Genomic DNA, 18,898 nt, shown 5'->3' on the forward strand with positions numbered 1-18,898 from the left:
GAAACGGAGACCCAAATGTCTTTAAAATATGTGATACACAAAGAAAAGCCATATCCGCTCGGATGCTATATAGACTATGACAAGAGTCTTGTTGTGCGCGCCGTCTTTGAAGATAATTCTTCTTGCGGTATCACACTCTTTTCTAAGGAAAAGGGAAAATCCGCGCCAAATAGCCTTAAGATCGAACTTCCAAGCGATCTTAAAAGAGGAGATATCTATTCTACAAGAATAAGCGGTATAGAGAATATTGATGAATATACTTCTTATAATTTCTATACTGACGATGAGTGTTTTTGTGATCCTTACGCCGAGCATATCATAGGTCTTGAGGGTTTTGGAAAAGATGTTGATTCTTCTAAGATAAGGGCAGTTCTTAGGAATAAATCGTTATACGGAAACTCTTTTAACTGCTATGATTGGGGCGATGATAAGCCTCTTGATATCCCTTACAACGAGAGTCTTGTTTATCTTATGCATGTAAGGGGCTTTACAAAGAGCCCTTCAAGCGGTGTCAGCGCTTCCCACAGAGGAACTTTTAAGGGTATTATCGATAAACTTGAGCATATAAAAGCTCTTGGTGTTACAACTATTGAGCTTATGCCGTGCTATGAGATGGATGAGCTTGATAAACCAAAGAGAGCGAAAGGGCGCGGAAGCGATAAGGAGATTCCGGGTAATGCCAAGGAGCTTGTATTTTCAAAGGACGGCAGTATTGTCGGAAAGAATATGATCAAGCACAGACTTAATTACTGGGGCTTTAAGAAGGGCTATTATTTTGCGCCCAGAACTTCTTACTGTGCAGATCCTGATAATGCCGAGGATGAGGTTAAGTCTTTTATAAAGACAATGCATAAAAACGGAATAGAAGTTGTTCTTCAGTTTTATTTTGAAGAAGATGAGAGCGAGAGCCTTATTCTTGATGCGCTCAGATTTTGGAGATGTTCTTATCATGTTGACGGCTTCCATCTTAAGGGGGCTCGTATTCCGAAGAGGTTGATTTTCAAGGACCCTCTTTTTACCGATGTTAAGATCTGGTACGACTGGTTTGAGTACGATGATTATCATAAAGACGCTGAAAATGCCAAGAAATATCTTGCAAGCTATAACACCGCATTTTTGTATGCTTCACGAAGGTTTTTAAAGGGCGATGACAACAGCTGCGGAGATTTCCTTAAGGCGATGGTCCTAAACAATCCCGAATACGGCAATATCAATTATGTCTGTGACTATGAGGGCTTTAGACTTGCCGATCTTGTTTCTTATGAGCACAAGCACAATGAGGAAAACGGTGAGAATAACAAGGACGGAAGTGACAATAATATTTCATGGAACTGCGGAATAGAAGGCAGGACCAGAAAGCGCGGTATCCTTGAGCTTCGCACGAGGCAGATGAAGAATATTATGACGATGCTTCTTTTGTCTCAGGGAACCCCCATGATATTCTCCGGAGATGAATTCGGAAGCTCACAGAGCGGAAACAACAATCCGTATTGCCAGGATAACGAGATTGGCTGGGTTGATTGGAAGGCTCTTGACAAGAACAGGGATTTGTTTGATTATGTTAATTTCCTGATAGGCTTAAGAAAAAAATTCAGTATCCTTCATCAAAAGGATGCCTTTAAGCTTATGGATTATATTTCTTGTGGTTACCCGGATCTTTCGTGTCACGGAAGAGAGGTGTGGAGACCTGATCTATCCGGACATTCGCATATTCTTGGTATGCTTTATTGCGGCTTATATCAAAAAAACAAAAAAGAGCCGTTTATATATGTTTGCTACAACATGAATTGGAGCGAATCGGAGCTTGCGCTTCCTAAGCTCCCAGATGGATACAGATGGAAGCTTTTGTCCGATACCGACTTAAGTTCCAAGGAGCAATCTTATGAAGATGCTCTGCATACGCTTGCTTCAAGATCCGTTAGGATATATATCGGAGAGACTTTCGTTAAAGCCGCAGGAAAAAAGAAAGGTAAGGCAAAGTCAAAAAAGAAATGAATAAACCTGATGTAATTGAAAAATTTTTAAGATATGTAAAGGTTGATACACAGTCGGACCCCGATTCAGGAACATCACCCTCTACAATGAAGCAGCATGATCTCGCCAAGATCCTTACCAAGGAGCTTGAAGAGATCGGCGCAAGTGATGTCTTTTACGATACCGAACACTGCTATGTTTATGCAAGCATACCCGGAAATATCGAGGATGGTAAAGACAGACCTGTTATCGGTTTCGTTGCTCATATGGATACTTCCGATGAAGTAAGCGGCAAAGATGTAAAACCCAGGATCGTTGACGGCTACGAAGGAACCGATATCCTTCTTGATAAAGAAGGTAAGATTGTTCTTTCACCCAAGGATTTCCCCGAGCTTTTAAATCATATCGGAGAAGACCTGATCGTGACCGACGGCTCAACACTTCTCGGAGCCGATGATAAGGCGGGTGTTTCCGAGATCATGACTATGACGGAATATCTTTTGAAAAATAAAGATATAAAGCATGGCGAGATAAGGATAGCATTTACTCCCGATGAAGAGATTGGTGAAGGAACGGCATTCTTTGATATTGAGAGATTCGGCGCCGATTATGCATATACCGTTGACGGCGGTAAGCTCGGCGAGCTTGAATATGAGAACTTTAACGCAGCTGAGGGCATTATCAAGGTTAACGGCAGAAGTGTTCATCCCGGTGATGCCAAGAACAAGATGGTTAACGCATCGCTTATCTGCTATGAGTTCCATTCTCTTTTACCCGAGTTTCAAAATCCCATGTATACCGAAAAAAGAGAAGGCTTTTATCATTTGACGGGCGTTGAAGGCAGCACTGAGAGTGCGACTGCAACTTACATAATCAGAGATCATGATGAGCATCTTTTTAAAGAAAAGAAGGATCTTTTTGTTGCAGCGGCCGAGTTCCTGAACAAGAAATACGGCGAAGGAACCGTGGAGGCAAGCGTTAATGACCAGTATTACAACATGATCGAAAAGATCAGACCTCACATGCATCTTGTTGAAAATGCAAAGCGTGTGATGGAAAATCTTGATATTATTCCGATAGATTCTCCGATAAGAGGAGGCACGGACGGAGCGGCGCTTTCTTACAAAGGTCTTCCTTGTCCCAATCTGTGCACGGGCGGATATAATTATCACGGCAAATATGAATATGCATCTGTTCAGGAGATGAGAAAGGTGGTTGACATCCTTCTTGGAATAGTGGATGCATACGGAAAAGAGTTTTAAGAAATGGTAAATTCAGAAAAGAACAAGATAAATATTTTAAATTCTTGCAGGGAAGAGATTACAGACGAAGAAAGTATAAGGCAGCTTGATTATATCGATAAGGCAAGGAGCATAGTTTCCAAGTATGAAAAAGAGCTTGGGAGAAAGCCCAGAGCCTGTGTTGTGACATTTGGTTGTCAGATGAACGCAAGGGATTCCGAAAAGCTTCTTGCAGCGCTTAAGCTTGTCGGCTATGAAGAGACTGATTCAGAGGATGCAGAGTTTGTTATCTACAATACCTGTACGGTCAGAGACAATGCGGACCAAAGGGTTCTGGGAAGGCTCGGTCAGTGCAGTAATTTTAAGAAAAAGAATCCACTCATGAAGATCGCTATCTGCGGCTGCATGATGCAGGAACCGGGTGCTGTAGAGAAGATAAAAAAGAGCTACAGATTTGTGGACCTAATATTCGGAACACATAATATCTACAAATTTGCCGAGCTTTTATACACTACACTTTGCTCGGACAAGATGATAATCGATATCTGGGAGAAGACTGACAAGATAGTTGAAGATCTTCCGGTTGTACGTAAATATGCTTATAAATCCGGCGTAAACATTATGTTCGGCTGTGACAAATTTTGCACTTACTGTATCGTTCCATACGTAAGAGGACGTGAGAGAAGCAGAAATCCCAAGGATATCATAAGAGAGTGCGAGAAGCTTGCGGCTGACGGCGTTAAAGAGATCATGCTTCTTGGACAGAATGTCAATTCGTATGCCAACGACCTTAGAAAAGTAGATAAAGACGCTATGTCTTTTGCCCAGCTTCTTGATGAAGTAGCTAAGGTTGAGGGTATTGAGAGAGTCAGATTTATGACTCCTCATCCGAGGGATTTTAAGGATGATGTTATCGATGTCATTGCAAATAATCCCAAGATCGCGCGTCATATCCATCTTCCTCTTCAGTCGGGAAGCTCCAAGATTCTTAAGAGGATGAACAGAAGCTATACAAAGGAAGAGTTCCTTACTCTTGCAGCTAAGATAAGAGAACGCATTCCCGATGTTGCGATCACAACGGACATCATCGTCGGTTTCCCGGGTGAAACGGCTGCCGATGTCGATGATACCATCGATGTGGTGAATAAAGTAAAGTTTGATAACGCTTTTACTTTTATATATTCAAAGAGAGCAGGCACTCCTGCGGCTAAGTTCGAGGATCAGGTTCCGGAGAAGGAAGTTAAGGAGAATTTTGACAGACTGCTTAAGGTTGTCCAGGAAACAGCCAAAGAGCAGGCTGCAAAGCTTTTAGGCAGATGTGAAGATGTACTTGTTGAGGGAGTTAACGAGCATGACTCTTCACTTATGACGGGCAGAATGTCCAATAATACTTTGGTACATTTCCCGGGAGGAGAAGAACTTATCGGAAGCTTTGTAAAGGTCAAGCTTACCGAATGTCACGGGTTCTACTATTTTGGCGAAAAAATCTAATGCAGTAAGGGGAACTAAGCCGTGGAAAATACCACGAACTACAATTACGATAATGTTGATATAGAAAAAGTATCACCCATGATGCAGCACTATCTTAAGACTAAGATGGAAAACAGGGATTGCATTCTGTTCTACAGACTGGGTGACTTTTACGAACTGTTTTTTGACGATGCGATCGTTGCTTCAAGAGAGCTTGAGCTTACACTTACGGGTAAAGCCTGTGGACTAGAAGAAAGAGCGCCGATGTGCGGTGTACCTTTTCATGCGGTCGATACATATCTTACCAAGCTTGTTTCAAAAGGTTACAAGGTCGCTATTTGCGAGCAAACAGAAGATCCCAAGCTTGCCAAGGGCATCGTAAAAAGAGAAGTTACCAGGATCGTTACTCCCGGTACCAATCTTAATATGCAGTCTCTTGAAGAGACCAAGAATAACTACATAATGAGTATTTTTTACTCATCCGATATTACAGGTATTTCTATTGCCGATGTCACAACGGGTGATTACTTCCTGACCGAAGTTGACACACTTCGCGGAGTGATGGATGAGATCGGAAAATATATGCCTACTGAGCTTATCTGTAATGATGCATTTAATTTCAGCGGCATCGATATGGATGAGATCAAGAACAGGATGAACGTATTTGTTAATCCGCTCGAATCAAGATATTACGATGATGATATGACCAAGAAATTGCTTCTTAAGCACTTCAAGGTTTCTTCTCTTATAAGTCTCGGAATAGATGATTTCCCTTGCGGCGTTATAGCTGCCGGTGCGCTTCTTCAGTATCTTACAGATATGCAGAAGGCCGAGATAACGAATATCACGCATATCTATCCGTATCTTACAAGCAAGTATATGCTTCTCGACGGCTTTACAAGAAGGAATTTAGAGCTTGTTGAGACGATGCGTGATAAGCAAAAGAGAGGAACGCTTCTTTGGGTTCTTGATAAGACCAAGACCGCGATGGGTGCAAGAACGCTTCGTTCGTTTATTGAGCAGCCTTTGATAGATAAAGCGGAGATCATAAAAAGACAAGGCGCTGTCGATACCCTGGTGAAGAACGTGGTCACCAGAGAAGAGATAAGGGAATATATGGGACCTGTATATGACCTTGAACGTCTTATGTCCAAGATTATCTTTAAGACAGCAAACCCAAGAGATCTTCTTGCTTTCAGAAATTCTATAGCAATGATACCCGCCATCCTCACATCGCTTCTTGATGTTCAGGATGACAACGAGTTAAAAGAGCTCACTTCAAGACTTGATCCTCTTAAGGATATTCACGGTCTAATAGACAGTGCGATCGTTGAAGAGCCTCCTCTTACAATAAAAGAGAGCGGAATCATTAAAGAAGGCTTTGACAAAGACATCGATCATTTCAGAGAAGCGGGTTCAAGCGGAAAAAGCTGGCTTGCTCAGCTTGAGGAAGAAGAAAAAGAGAAGACGGGAATAAAGAACCTTAGGATAAAATACAGCAATGTATTCGGATATTCTTTTGAGGTTACCAATTCAAACAAAGATATGGTTCCCGATTACTTTATCAGAAAGCAGACACTTACAAACTGCGAGAGATACACTACTCCGAAGCTTAAAGAGCTTGAGGATACGATCCTTAACGCCCAGGATAAGCTTAATAATCTTGAATATGAGATGTTTTGCAAGATAAGAGATTCAATTGCTCTTGAGATAGACAGGATACAGACTACTGCCAAAGCTTTGGCACTTCTTGATGTTTACGCATCGCTTGCGTATGTAGCCGAGAAGAATCATTACGTTAAGCCTACAATAAATGAAAAAGGCGTTATAAGTATTAAGAACGGAAGACACCCTGTTGTCGAGATGATGCTTGATGCTTCGGATATGTTTATCTCAAACGATACTTATCTTGATAATAAAAAGCATTGCATATCCATTATTACCGGTCCCAACATGGCCGGTAAGTCGACATATATGAGGCAGACTGCGCTTATTACTCTTATGGCGCAGATAGGAAGTTTTGTTCCTGCTGAAAAAGCAGATATGTGTGTAGTTGACAGGATATTTACAAGAGTCGGTGCTTCGGATGACCTTGGCAGCGGTCAGTCTACTTTCATGGTTGAGATGAACGAAGTCGCCAATATTTTAAGAAACGCAACGCCCAATTCTCTTCTTATCCTTGACGAGATTGGAAGAGGAACATCCACTTATGACGGACTTGCGATCGCGTGGGCTGTAACCGAGCATATCAGTAATCGTAAGATACTCGGAGCCAAGACGCTTTTTGCGACGCATTATCATGAGCTTACAGAGCTTGAAGGTAAGATGGATAACGTTAATAACTACTGCATTGCCGTCAAGGAAAACGGAGACGATATTGTCTTTCTTCGTAAGATCATTAAAGGTGGTGCGGACAAGAGTTATGGTATTCAGGTTGCCAAGCTTGCAGGTGTGCCCGATATGGTCATAGACAGGGCAAAGGAGATTGTTACAGAGCTTACGGACAATGATATAACCGATAAGGTTCAGTCAATTGCCAGAGAAAACAAGAGCGATAAAAAAGTAAAAGTAACGCATTATGACGATGTCGATATTGATCAGATGTCACTTTTTGATACGGTAACTGATGAGGACGTGCTTAAGAGATTGCAGGAAATCGACATAACGACTCTTACGCCGATGGACGCTTTGAACACACTTTACAAGCTTCAGAGCGATTTAAAAAACAGGTGGAAAAACTAAATGGCTTTCATAAACGAACTGGACAAAAAGACTATTGATCAGATTGCTGCGGGCGAGGTCGTAGAAAGACCTGCGAGCGTGGTAAAAGAGCTTGTTGAGAATGCAATAGATTCAGGTGCTACCGCCGTTACGGTCGAAATAAAAGGCGGCGGTATCGATATGATCCGTGTAACCGACAACGGAAGCGGAATTGAAAAGAGTGAGATCAGAAAAGCTTTTAAAAGACATGCAACCAGCAAGCTTAAGACTATAGACGATCTCTTTTCAATACATTCTCTGGGATTCAGAGGAGAGGCGCTTTCAAGTATCTCTGCGGTCGCACAGGTTGATATGATCACCAAGACCAAGGATTCTCTTGAAGGAATCAGATATTGCATAAACGGCGGAGAAGAAGCTGCATTTGAAGAGATCGGAGCTCCCGACGGAACGACGCTTATTGTGAGAAATCTTTTTTACAATACTCCGGCGAGAAAGAAATTCTTAAAGACACCGCAGACTGAAGGAAGTTACATAGGGGATGTCATGGAGCATCTTGCTCTGGATAACCCCACAGTTTCTTTTCACTATATCAATAACAAGGACGATAAGTTCAATACTTCCGGAAACGGCGATCTGAAAGAGATTATCTATAGAATTTACGGAAGGGATATTTCCGTAAGCCTTGTTCCGATCAATGTTACAGAGAACGGCATTACTATTGAGGGTTATCTCGGTGAGCCTTCGATAAACAGATCAAACAGAAACTTCGAGATCTTCTTTGTGAACGGAAGATATGTAAAGGATAAGGTGATCTCAAAAGCACTTGAAGAGGGCTACAAGCAGTATCTTATGATGCATAAGTTCCCGTTTGCAATTCTGCATATAAGACTTGATCCTTCGCTTGTCGATGTCAATGTGCATCCCGCTAAGCTTGAGGTCAGATTTAATAATCAGACGGCACTTTACGAGTTTATCAGAAAAAATGTTGAAGAAACTCTCAGAAATCATGAGATGATTCCCGATGCGCTTCTCGGAGACGATCTCAAGGATGCAAAGAAGGTTGCAGATGTAGAAGCTACTGTAGAAAGTTCTTTTGACAATAAAACAGAAATTTCAAATGACTCCGATTCGAATAAAAAGGAAGATAAACAGCATGCTCCTGAACCTTTTGAAAGCGTAAGATTCGAAGAGAATAAGGTAAATGAGGATGCGCCTGTTTATGCCACAGGTGTTAAGGAAGAACCCATAAGGATTCAGGACAGCAATAAATCTGCTGTTTGGACAAGGATATTCGGTGATTCCGACGGCTCGATGGCGGAAAAAAATGAAAGACCTTCGCCGATCATAAAATCCGACGAAGCGATTATTGTCGAAAAGCCGGTTCAGCTTGATCTTTTTGAAGAAAAGGTTCTTACCAGGGACAATGTAAAAGAATACGAGATCCTAGGACAGATTTTCGGAACTTATTGGATCATCGGCTTTAAGGATAAGATGTTCCTTGTTGATCAACACGCGGCACACGAGAAGATCAACTATGAAAGGATGATAGCAAGATTTAAATCGGGTGATATACTTTCTCAGATGGTTAATCCGCCTGTTATAGTAACGCTGTCGTCTGCGGAGGAGGATCTGTTCCTTTCGTACAGAGAGTACTTTGAAAAGCTTGGCTTTAATATTGAAAATTTCGGCGGACATGAGTATGCCATGAGAGCGATACCTATCGATCTTTTCGGCTGCTCCGATGAAAAAGAGATGTTTATTCAGATTCTGGATGAGCTTTCGCATGAAACCAATCTTGACAGGACGCCGGATGTTATAAATTACAAGATTGCAAGTATGGCTTGCAAGGCTTCCGTAAAGGGTAATACGCAGATGACGAAAGAGGAGATGGAGGCTCTTTTGGATGAGCTTCTTACACTTGAGAATCCATACAACTGTCCTCACGGAAGGCCGACCATCGTATCAATGACAAAGTATGAGATTGATAAAAAATTCAAACGAGTGGTGGAATGAATAAACAAAAGCTTATTGTTTTAACGGGCCCGACAGCAGTCGGCAAATCAAAACTATCAATAGAACTTGCAAAAAGAATAGGCGGAGAGATCATCTCCGCTGATTCTATGCAGGTCTATAAATATATGGACATCGGTACCGATAAGATCTCTACCGAAAAAATGGAAGGCGTCCCGCATCATTTGATTGATATTCTGGAACCTTCCGAGAATTTTAATGTCTTTTTATTCCAAAAACTTGTCAAAGAGGCTATCAGCGATATTTCCGGAAGAGGTAAGGTTCCTATAATTGTAGGAGGCACCGGATTTTATATTCAGGCTGTTTTGTATGACATTGATTTTACTGAAACGGATGAAGATATGTCGATTCGGAATGAACTTGAAGAAAGAGCAAATAATGGTGAAACACAAGCTCTTTTTAATGAGCTAAAAGAAATAGATCCAAAGTCAGCAGATATCATTCATGCCAATAATGTAAAGAGGGTAATCAGAGCTCTTGAATATTACAAAAAGACCGGAAGACCTATCTCTGAGCACAATGAAGAACAACATCAAAGAACGTCGCCTTATGATTTTAAATATTTTGTTCTTACGGATGACAGAGAGGTGCTTTATTCCAGAATTGATAAACGTGTCGACTTGATGATAAGGGATGGACTTGAAAAAGAAGTTAAAAAGCTTCTTGAAATGAATATAGACAGGTCGACAACGTCAATGCAGGGACTTGGCTACAGAGAGATGATCGGTTACCTGGACGGCGAATACGATCTTGACAGAGCGGTATATCTTATCAAGAGAAACACAAGGCATTTTGCAAAGAGGCAGCTCACCTGGTTTAGAAGAGAAAAAGACGTTCGGTGGATTGATAAAAGAGAATTTGACCGCGACGATGAAAGAATTTTGGAAGAAATAATAAGGATATATAAAGATGAATAATATTGAAAATCACAATATCTATAATGAGCTTGGAATTTCCGATAAGGTTTATGAATTCGGCGAAAAGATCTTAATGAATCTTGAAGAGAGATTCAAGAAGATAGATGAGACTGCCGAATATAATCAGCTTAAGGTTCTTAGGGCTATGCAGGACAATAAGGTCAGCGAGGCATGTCTTTTGGGAACGACAGGTTATGGTTACAACGACATCGGAAGAGAGAAGCTTGAAGCCGTATATGCTTCGGTTTTTCATACGGAGGATGCACTTGTAAGACCACAGATCACTTGCGGAACTCACGCGCTGGCACTTGCTCTTATGAGTAATCTAAGACCGGGAGACAGACTCTTTTCACCTGTAGGAAAGCCTTATGATACGCTTGAAGAGGTTATTGGGATAAGGCCTTCAAAGGGATCACTTGCTGAATATGGAGTTAAGTACAGTCAGGTTGATCTTTTGCCTGATGGAAGCTTTGATTTTGACAATATCAAGAAAACTCTTTTGGATAATGATGACATCAAGCTTGTGACCATTCAAAGGTCCAAAGGATATCAGACAAGACCCACTTTGTCGGTAGAGAGAATCGGAGAGCTTATCTCTTTTATCAAGGGGATTAAAAATGATGTTATCTGCATGGTAGATAACTGCTACGGTGAGTTTGTTGAGCGTATTGAGCCTACGGACCTTGGTGCAGATATGGTTGTCGGTTCACTTATTAAGAATCCGGGCGGAGGTCTTGCGCCTATCGGCGGATATATCGCAGGTAAAAAAGAATGTGTTGAGAATGCGGCGTACAGACTTACTTCTCCGGGACTCGGAAAAGAAGTAGGCGCTTCACTTGGAATTCTTCCTCAGTTCTTTCAGGGATTTTTCCTTGCACCCACGGTTACGGCTTCTGCGCTTAAAGGTGCGATTTTTGCGGCAAACATTTATGAAAAGCTTGGCTTTGATGTTGTTCCGAATGCCTGCGAAGAGAGATTTGATATTATTCAGGCTGTCACATTCGGTAAACCCGAAGGTGTAATTGCATTTTGCGAAGGCATTCAGGCAGCGGCGCCTGTTGACTCTTTTGTTTCACCCGAGCCTTGGGATATGCCGGGCTATGATTCGCAGGTTATCATGGCTGCAGGTGCTTTTGTATCGGGCTCTTCGATCGAACTTTCAGCAGATGGACCGATCAAAGAACCGTACTCTGTTTTCTTCCAGGGAGGCCTTACATGGCCGCACGCAAAGCTTGGAATATTAAAGACTTTGCAAAATCTTGTGGATAGAGGCGTTGTGATGTGTTAAACTATAATCTGTATGAGTTTGGTTGTTTATAGTAACAACCTTGTAAGAATTCCTTTCTGTCGCCCGGAAGCGATGAATAATTGATATTCAGTTTGGGAGGAATCTTATGAAAACACATACATTTGACAATAAAGGTGCGAGCGCGTCTTTTGACATGCTTCCTTATGAACGCTTTATGCGTTTTGGTGCTCAGTCTCTTTCTGATGCAGAGCTTCTTGCGATTATGATACGAACGGGTAGCAATACATCTTCTCCCGTTGATATTGCGAGAAATGTTCTTGCTCTTGGCAGAGGTAAGGAAAAGGGGCTTAATTGTTTATACAGAGTCTCTTTGGATGAACTAAAGCGTATAAACGGAATCGGTGAAGTAAAAGCGGTAAAGCTTAAATGTATAGCCGAAATGGCTATGCGCATGTCGACGAGAAGCGCGTCATTGTCGTTTGATTGTTGTAAGCCCTCTGAAGTTGCTCTTTGCTATATGGAAAAGCTAAGGCATGAAGAGAGGGAGAAGGTTATATTGCTTTGTCTTAACAACAAGTTGCGACTTATTGATGAATGTCTTTTGTCTATAGGGACTGTCAATTCGGCATCTTTATCGCCGAGAGATGTTTATATGCATGCTCTTAAGACAGGTGCATCGGGTGTGATACTTATTCATAATCACCCGGGAGGCGATCCGACTCCCAGCAGGGCGGATGTAGCCATCACCAACAAGATCCGTGAATCAGGCAATATGCTTGATATCACACTTAGAGATCACATAATCATTGGAGATAAGTCATATTACAGCTTTGAAGAAAAAGGGCTGTTGTGGCAATAAGGAGGAAGTTTTGAGTAATATTTTTGGAATCGACCTTGGAACCAGTAACATCAAGATTTATAACAGAGATGCGGATGGTCTGACAGTTGAAAAGAATATGATAGCTATCGAAAACAAGACTAATGTATTCGCTTACGGTAATTCCGCATACGACATGTATGAAAAGGCTCCCGATAAGATCAGGATCAGCTATCCTTTGAACAGCGGTGTTATTGCCGATATCGAGCATATGGAGACTTTAGTTAAGCTCTTTCTCACAGATCAGATGAAGGGCTCCGTTAAGCCTTGCGAAGTATATATCGCCGTTCCCAAGGATGTAACCGAAGTTGAGAGACGTGCTTTCCACGATCTTATCAATGATGCGGGTGTTAAGGCCAAGAAGATCATGATGGTCAAGAAGCCTCTTGCAGACGGACTCGGAATGAACATCGATGTCATGAACTCTCAGGGTGTTCTTGTTGTTAACGTCGGATATGATACAACAGAGATTTCTATTCTTTCACTCAGAGGTATTGTTGTCAGCAAGCTTATCAAGGTTGGCGGCAAGAAGTTTGATGAATCTATCAGAAATATCGTTCGTAAGGAGTATGGCCTTCTTATCGGTGAGAAGACTTCCGAGAACGTTAAGATCGCTCTTAAAGATTTTGAAAAAGAGGGTAAGGACGCTGTTGTTTACGGTAGAGATATCGTTACAGGTCTTCCTGTTGAGAGACAGATTCCTACAGAGCTTATCAACAGTGCTCTTGTAGAGAACTTTAACCAGATACTTGATAATGTAAAGGCTACACTTGAGAAGACTCCTCCGGAGCTTGCTGCCGATATCTTTAAGCACGGTCTCTATCTTACGGGCGGTGCTTCACAGGTATGCCATCTCGCTCAGAGACTTTCAAACGGTGTAGGTCTTAATGTAAATATTGCTGAAAATCCTGTCGGATCGGTTGCTCTTGGTCTTGCCAAGATCATCAAGGAGGATCAGTACAAGGTTCTTGCTTACGGAATCGAAGAGGATAAGTAATAATGAGTCCCATAATCAAAAGAAGAGGAGAAGAATTTACTCTTCCGAGTAAATATCTCCTCTTTATTTTAACAGTGCTGTGTTCTGCACTTATTTTAATAACTTTTAATACAAACCTGTTTTCCGGACCGCTTAATTCGTTTGCAGGTGTTTTTGTTGTGCCTTTTCAAAAGGGGATTACCAAAGTCGGTACGAAGCTTAAGAATACAAGTGACAGACTTGAGTCCATAACAAAGCTTCTTGATGAAAACGAAAAGCTAAAAAAAGAAAACGATGAGCTTATGACTAAGAATACAGCTCTTGAGCAGGATAAATACGAGCTTATCCGTCTTCGCGAGTTGTTTGAGCTTAAATCTGAATATTCGGATTATCCGATGGTCGGTGCCAAAGTAATCGGTAAAGATCCTGGTAACTGGTATTCGACTTTTATTATTAACAAGGGTTCTGATGATGGATTTAAAGTTGATATGAATGTTATCGCCGGAAAAGGACTTGTTGGCAGGATCATAGATGTTGGTCCCGAGTGGTCCAAGGTTGAGAGTATCATCTCGGATAACGCGGCGGTCAGCGGTATGGTTTTGTCTACCGAAGATAATCTTGTGGTTGAAGGAGATCTTCAGAAATACAAGGACGGTGTGATTACATTTTCATATCTTAAAGACGATCTTGATAAGGTAACTCCGACCAACAAAGTTGTTACCTCCAACATAAGCTCGAATTATCTTCCGGGCATTCTTATCGGATACATCGAATCTATCAACGATGATCCGAATAACCTTACCAAATCAGGCACAATACAGCCTGTAGTTGATTTTGAACATCTCAGTGAAGTGCTCGTTATCACTGAATTAAAAATGAAAGCGAATTAATGTACGTATATGAATATCAGACGTGTTTTGATTAATTTAATATTCATATTGGCGTCCTTTATCTTACAGACAACGCTGTTTCGTGCTTTGGATTTTGGCGGCATTACTCCTAATCTTATTATTATATATACCGCATCTTTCGGATTTATAAAAGGAGATAAGGCCGGACTCATATCCGGCTTTTTTTGCGGACTTCTGTATGATATTTTCTTTGGGGCGCATTTAGGCTTTTATGCACTGATTTTTATGTACATAGGATTCCTTATAGGTAAGCTTCATGAGATCTTTTATTCTCAGAATCTTGCGATTCCCATAAGCTTTATCACACTTGCTGATTTTGTTTACGGCATGGTATGCTATGTGCTTTTGTTTATGTTTAGAAATAAGTTTGATATCGGATATTATATGATGAATATCATCATACCCGAGGTGGTATATACCGCGCTTATAGCTATTTTATATTATCCGCTCATCTTGAAGATCAATAACAAGATTGATGATAGAGAACAAAGGAGCGCTAAGAAATTTGTTTGAAAATATTAAAGACGGTTTTATTAAGTTCATAACGTCAAGAGCAGTTATTGTATGTGTTCTTCTTGTATGTTTGACGGGAATTACTATCTATAGACTTTTTACTTTGCAGATCGTTAAAGGTAGCTATTATCTGGATACTTTCCAGCTTAAGATCAAAAAGGAAAAGACCATTCCCGCTGCAAGAGGGTGTATTTATGATGTAAACGGCGAGCTTCTTGCTTACAATAAGCTTGCCAATTCGGTTACTATTGAGGATGTCTATAAACCCAGTAAAGGTAAGGACAAAGCGATCAATACAACTCTTAACAGCGTGATCGATATCATAGAGTCCAACGGCGACAGTGTGGATCAGGACTTTGGTATTATGCTCTCAGACAGTAACAATTATGAGTTCATATATTCGGGATCGGCGCTTCTACGTTTCCTTGCCGATGTCTACGGTCATGTAAAGACTGATGAGCTTAAGTACGAGGAGAAGACCAAGTCAGCCGAAGAGGTTATCGATTATCTTTGCAAGAAATTTGATATCGGAGAGACCGAAGGTTCAGGACTAACCTCTAAGTTTGTTCCCGGAAAGGGCTATTCAAAAGAAAGAGTTCTTAATATAGCTATTGTCAGATACAAAATGTACAACAATAACTATCAGAAGTATATTGCGACGACGGTTGCTACAGATGTAAGCGATCAGACCGTTGTAGATATAAAAGAAAATGCAACACAGCTTGACGGTGTTGCTATTGAGCCTAGTTATGCAAGATATTATCCGGATTCCGAGTATTTCTCACATTTGCTTGGGTATACGGGTAAGGTTACAGAAGATCAGCTCGCAGAGCTTGTAAAGGAAAACCCCAGATATGATTCCAATGATATTGTCGGTCAGTCTGGCATAGAGCAGTCTATGGAGAGTGTTCTTCAGGGAATAAAGGGTTCTAAGACTTTATATGTTGACAGTTTCGGTCGAACAATCGAACAAAGCAATATTGTTGATTCCGTTGCGGGTAATGACGTATGGCTTACGATCGATAAGGATCTTACCGAGGCATGCTACGATATTCTCGAACAATCACTTGCCGGTATCCTTGTCAGAAAGATCCAGAATATTAAGGCTAATCCCGATAATGCAAATTTGAGTTCTAGTAATCTGCCAATTCCTATCTATGATGTGTATTTTTCAATCTTTGAAAATCATGTTGTTGATATTACTCACTTTGCCAAGGATGACGCCAAAGAAACAGAGAAGGCTGTTTATCAGACTTTTTTAACCAAAAAAGAAGAGACCATTAATTCTATCAAGACTGAAATGCTTGAAAAGCAGACTCCTTACGAGAATCTGTCAAAAGAGTACAAGTGGTATATTACTCATGTTACCGATAAGCTTGAAGCTGAAATTTTTAATTCGGAAAAGATGGATAAAGAAGATGAAATGTACAAGGCATATCATCTCGAAGAGAGTGTGTCTTTTTCCGAGTACCTTAAATATGCATATGCCAAAGGTTGGATTGATGTTTCCAAGCTTCATCTCGATAATCAGTATGCTTCTTCGGAGGAGGTATTTGCTCAGATAGTTGATTATATCGCGGATGAGCTTGCAGGTGAAAAGGTTACTTCCGAAGGCATAGAAGTCTCACCGGATTTGGAGTTTGAGGCAAGGCTTTATAAGTATCTTTTGCTTGAGGACAGAGTCAGCGGAACGCAGGTATGTAATCTTTTGCTTGAGCAGGAGGTTGTTTCGCTTGATGATGAAGAACGCGGTCTTTGGGAGCGCGGCGGAGAGTCGGCATTTGGTTTTATGAAAAAGAGAATCGAAAATATCGATATTACTCCCGCTCAGCTAGCGCTTAATCCTTGTACCGGCTCCATAGTAATTACGGATGTAAATACCGGTGATGTACGTGCTCTTGTTACATATCCCGGATATGACAACAACAAGATGGCTAACGGTGTAGATTCAGCGTATTATAAGAAACTGCTTAATGACAAGTCAAAACCGCTTATCAATTATGCAACGATGCAGAAGACAGCGCCCGGTTCAACTTTCAAGATGGTGTCTGCTTCTGCGGGACTTTGCGAAGGTGTTATAACTACAGGCTCGACAATTCATTGCGGCGGTATATTCACTAAGTTTGAGGACAGACCGCCTAAATGCTGGATTTATCCGGGTAGTCACGGTGCGCTTAACGTTACCGGCGGTATAAAGAATTCATGTAACGTATTCTTCTATGAAGTGGGTTATAGATTGGGACTTGTACAAGGTCAGGTCGGTGATTCGTATTCATCTGAGATCGGTTTGCAGAAGCTTGCTAAATATGCCGGCTTATATGGACTAACGGATAAGTCGGGTGTTGAGATAACAGAGTCTGAGCCCCAGGTTTCAGATACCGACTCTGTTCGTTCTGCAATCGGTCAGGGTTCCGCCAACTATACTACAGTGGGACTTGCAAGGTACGTTACGACTGTTGCCAACAGCGGTACATGTTATAATCTGACCTTGCTTGATAAGACTACGGATTCAAAGGGTAATGTACTTGAAACCTATGATGCTCAGGTCAGAAATACAGTTGATATGCCGTCGGCTTATTGGGATGCGATTCATCTCGGAATGAGACAGGTTGTTCAGTCTAAGAAGATCTATGATGATCTTGATATAAATGTTGCAGGTAAGACAGGTACGGCGCAGGAGACCAATAAACCTAACCACTCGCTTTTTGTTTGTTATGCGCCATATGAGGCACCGCAGATATCTGTAGCAACGCGAGTTGCCAACGGTTACACATCAAGTTACGCTGCTGAGATTACAAAGAGAGTACTTGAGTACTACTTTGAGCTTAAGGATGAGGATGAGCTTCTTTCCGGAACGGCTCAGACATTGCAGGATGGCGCAGCAAACGCAGATTAAAAGGAGTTTTTAATGTTCAAGAAATACAAATTAAGTGAATATGACTTTTTCCTGGTACTTTGCGTTGTTGTGCTTACGATATTTGGATCCATGGCCGTAAATTCAGCAAGTCCCTCCAGTATTTACAAGCAGATCGGTGGATTGGCTTTCGGCTTGTTCCTTATGATAGGTATCTCGCTCCTTGATTACAGCGTTATCCTCAAGTTATATCCGCTTTTTTACATGGCAAATGTAGTTGTTCTGGGCCTTGTACTTTCACCTTTGGGTAAAAAGCTCAATGGTTCACAGCGATGGATTGACGTGCTGGGAGTGAGGTTTCAGCCTTCGGAAGCTGCTAAATTATTATTGATTTTATTTTTTGCGCAGTTTATCATGAAATATAAAGATAAAGTTAAATCCTTTGGCTTTATCGTGATATGTCTTATACTTCTGGGACCGCCGGTTTTACTGATTTATAAGCAGCCCGATCTATCCACATGTATTTTGATAATGCTAGTTTTTTGCACGATTATCTTTGTTGCGGGGATCGATTGGAAGATTGTCGGAGCAGTTTTGGGTATTTCTGTGCCCGCAGTACTGTTTGTGATCTACAATGCTTTACAGGGCAGTAGCTTTTTGCTTGGTGATTACCAGCAGAGACGTATTCTCGCTTGGCTTCATCCTGAGGATTACGCCAACCAAGAGGCTTATCAGACGCTCAATTCTATGATGGCCATAGGTTCAGGGCAATTGTACGGTAAAGGATACAATACCAATGAGATAACATCTGTACTTAACGGCGGATTTATTTCCGAGTCGCAGTCAGATTTTATATTTACGGTTATAGGGGAAGAGTTTGGTTTTATCGGAGCATGTTTTGTAGTCTTAGCTATTCTGATGATATCGATAAGATGCTTTATGATTTCGATGAAAGCCAGAGACAAAGCAGGAGAGCTTATTGCTGCCGGAGTAGGAGGCTGGATCGGTTTCCAGGGATTCCTTAATATCGGTGTTGCAACGGGTATTTTGCCCAATACAGGTCTTCCGCTTCCTTTTGTCAGTCAAGGACTGACTTCACTTCTCGCAATGTTTGCGGGAATAGGCTTTGTACTCAATGTCAGATTACAAAGTAATAAGTATTAA

The 18,898-nt window shown here is 41.4% G+C and carries 13 protein-coding genes; all 13 read left to right on the forward strand.

Going from position 1 to position 18,898, the window contains the following annotated elements; genetic code table 11:
* Window positions 1-15: 15 nt before the first annotated feature.
* The gene (locus tag D6853_RS03745) at window positions 16-1,995 is read left to right on the forward strand and encodes a hypothetical protein (protein WP_120656535.1); all 1,980 of its coding nucleotides are present in this window, start codon (window positions 16-18) and stop codon (window positions 1,993-1,995) included.
* Window positions 1,992-3,236, forward strand: a complete 1,245-nt coding sequence (gene pepT / locus D6853_RS03750; protein WP_120656537.1) for a peptidase T — start codon at window positions 1,992-1,994, stop codon at window positions 3,234-3,236. The genes D6853_RS03745 and pepT overlap by 4 nt, the downstream gene beginning before the upstream one ends.
* A gap of 3 nt (window positions 3,237-3,239) precedes the next feature.
* Window positions 3,240-4,706, forward strand: coding sequence for a tRNA (N6-isopentenyl adenosine(37)-C2)-methylthiotransferase MiaB (gene miaB, locus D6853_RS03755; RefSeq protein WP_120656539.1), 1,467 nt, complete (start codon window positions 3,240-3,242; stop codon window positions 4,704-4,706).
* A gap of 78 nt (window positions 4,707-4,784) precedes the next feature.
* Entirely contained in the window at window positions 4,785-7,427 is a 2,643-nt protein-coding gene (gene mutS / locus D6853_RS03760; RefSeq protein WP_120656997.1) for a DNA mismatch repair protein MutS, read from the forward strand.
* Window positions 7,428-9,419 (forward strand): DNA mismatch repair endonuclease MutL, encoded by a 1,992-nt coding sequence (mutL, locus tag D6853_RS03765; protein WP_120656541.1) that lies wholly within the window; start codon window positions 7,428-7,430, stop codon window positions 9,417-9,419.
* The gene (gene miaA / locus D6853_RS03770; RefSeq protein WP_120656542.1) at window positions 9,416-10,354 is read left to right on the forward strand and encodes a tRNA (adenosine(37)-N6)-dimethylallyltransferase MiaA; all 939 of its coding nucleotides are present in this window, start codon (window positions 9,416-9,418) and stop codon (window positions 10,352-10,354) included. Before mutL ends, miaA begins: the two co-directional genes overlap by 4 nt.
* Window positions 10,347-11,642, forward strand: coding sequence for a methionine gamma-lyase family protein (locus D6853_RS03775; RefSeq protein ID WP_120656544.1), 1,296 nt, complete (start codon window positions 10,347-10,349; stop codon window positions 11,640-11,642). Before miaA ends, D6853_RS03775 begins: the two co-directional genes overlap by 8 nt.
* A 106-nt stretch (window positions 11,643-11,748) precedes the next feature.
* Complete coding sequence (gene radC / locus D6853_RS03780) at window positions 11,749-12,462, forward strand: RadC family protein (RefSeq protein WP_120656546.1); 714 nt, start codon at window positions 11,749-11,751, stop codon at window positions 12,460-12,462.
* Between the two features lie 10 nt (window positions 12,463-12,472).
* Window positions 12,473-13,477, forward strand: coding sequence for a rod shape-determining protein (locus tag D6853_RS03785; protein ID WP_120656548.1), 1,005 nt, complete (start codon window positions 12,473-12,475; stop codon window positions 13,475-13,477).
* Window positions 13,478-13,479: 2 nt separating this feature from the next.
* The gene (mreC, locus tag D6853_RS03790; RefSeq protein ID WP_120656550.1) at window positions 13,480-14,346 is read left to right on the forward strand and encodes a rod shape-determining protein MreC; all 867 of its coding nucleotides are present in this window, start codon (window positions 13,480-13,482) and stop codon (window positions 14,344-14,346) included.
* A 27-nt stretch (window positions 14,347-14,373) separates the two neighbouring features.
* Window positions 14,374-14,880: a rod shape-determining protein MreD gene (gene mreD, locus D6853_RS03795; RefSeq protein WP_243108287.1), complete on the forward strand. Its 507-nt coding sequence runs from the start codon at window positions 14,374-14,376 to the stop codon at window positions 14,878-14,880.
* Window positions 14,873-17,776: a penicillin-binding transpeptidase domain-containing protein gene (locus D6853_RS03800; RefSeq protein WP_120656554.1), complete on the forward strand. Its 2,904-nt coding sequence runs from the start codon at window positions 14,873-14,875 to the stop codon at window positions 17,774-17,776. Before mreD ends, D6853_RS03800 begins: the two co-directional genes overlap by 8 nt.
* Window positions 17,777-17,788: 12 nt before the next feature.
* Window positions 17,789-18,898, forward strand: coding sequence for an FtsW/RodA/SpoVE family cell cycle protein (locus D6853_RS03805; protein ID WP_120656556.1), 1,110 nt, complete (start codon window positions 17,789-17,791; stop codon window positions 18,896-18,898).

It is taken from the genome of Butyrivibrio sp. X503, from assembly GCF_003625475.1.
Lineage (GTDB): Bacteria > Bacillota > Clostridia > Lachnospirales > Lachnospiraceae > Butyrivibrio.